This window comes from Bacillus sp. 7894-2 (assembly GCF_002272225.1).
Classification (GTDB): Bacteria; Bacillota; Bacilli; order Bacillales; family Cytobacillaceae; genus Cytobacillus.
Map to the genome: position 1 here is coordinate 1 of NZ_NPDG01000164.1, position 1626 is coordinate 1626.

Consider the following 1626-nt stretch of genomic DNA (forward strand, 5'->3'; position numbering starts at 1 on the left):
CGTTCGTATTATAAGGTCACCAGATATTTCTGGTTGACCATTTTTTATTTGGTCTTATTATATCAGTAGCCAGGGTAGAACGTAACTGCCCGTGGGGCCTTCGACCCCGTCAACTAAACGGTTCGCCCCCTGCTTGTAGAAACATGATTGAGGCTGGTTGGGACATAGATCTCGTATAACAAGCGAAGCTGTGACACTGCATGGAGGAATTAGGGGTACTGGCAAATTACTAGTTTAGGAGGAGGATTTTAAATGAATCCAGTCATTGGTCTGGATGTTTCAAAAGGGGAAAGTCAGGTTCAGGCATTTTTGGATAAAGGCAAACCATATCGTAAGAGCTTTAAAGTTTCTCATACTATTGAAGGTCTTGATTTACTTGTAGAGTTTCTGGAGGTCGTAAAGAGAGAAACAGGTAAGAAACCACCTATCGTCCTAGAAGCAACAGGACATTATCATTCCTCTGTTGTTCAATACTTGGAGGACCGTGGATATTTATTGATCATCATTAATCCACTGATTTCTTATAAGGCGAAAAGTTCAAGTCTTCGGAAAGTAAAGACAGATGCGGTCGATGCTTACCATCTCTGCGAGCTGTTTTATAAAGAGGATCTTGAGCCATATAAAAAGCGTGGAGTTCAACTTTTAAACCTTCGAAATCTTACCAGACAGCACGAGAATATAACGGGGGTATTAATCCAAACAAAGCTACAATTTCAAGCCATTCTGGACCAGGTCTTTCCTGAATATAGAGGGGTTTTTGGTGACTTATATTCGGTAGTATCACTGTTAACTCTTTCAGAGTTTCCCTCATCTGAAGATATATTAGAGGCAAGCGTTGAAACCATAGCTGACAAAATCGCTCAATTATGTAAAAGCCGTTCATACAGATGGGCTAATGAAAAAGCTATTCAACTCAAAGCTGCCGCAGACCGAAATCCGTTTGAAAAGACTTTGTATCAGAGTCATATTTTGAGTCTTGGTATGTATATAAACATTATTCTTCAATACAAAGAGCACCTATCCAAGTTAGAGTCAGAGATAGATGCCCTCGCTAAAGAAGTTGAAGAATATAATATTATCAAATCTATCCCTGGTATCGGTGAAAAGATCGCTGCAACGATCATTTCAGAAATTGGGGAGATAGATCGATTTAATGATCCTAAAAAGCTCGTAGCTTTCGCTGGAGTTGATCCTAGTGTATTCGAATCTGGTAAGTTTACAGCCACCAGAAACCGAATCACGAAAAGAGGATCCAGTAGGCTTCGTCACGCCTTATATATGGCTGTTCGTTGTGCGATTCGTGACTGTCGCAAGAGTAAAACAAGCGATGAAATTATTCCTCGAAATAAGAAATTACGAGAGTTCTATGATAAAAAACGTGAAGAAGGAAAACCTTTTAAGGTAGCTGTAATTGCTTGTGTAAATAAGCTCTTACACTGGATATTTGCCCTTTTAAAAAGCAAAACAACTTTCCAAGATATAGCTTAAAACCAAATTAAACTAAATATCACAAAACCTTCCAACAACAGAATAATGGAAGGTTATTTGGCATGCGCATTTTTAGTATAGCATGAGATATTTTAAGTTTTTATTGAAAAATATTGACAAACTATTAGCTGGTTTAGT

Annotated in this window: 1 protein-coding gene; it reads left to right on the forward strand. The window is 38.3% G+C overall.

What is annotated here, in order from left to right; translation table 11 throughout:
- The first annotated feature begins 252 nt into the window (after positions 1-252).
- Positions 253-1488 (forward strand): IS110 family RNA-guided transposase, encoded by a 1236-nt coding sequence (locus CHI10_RS21950; protein WP_072502019.1) that lies wholly within the window; start codon positions 253-255, stop codon positions 1486-1488.
- Positions 1489-1626 lie beyond the last annotated feature (138 nt).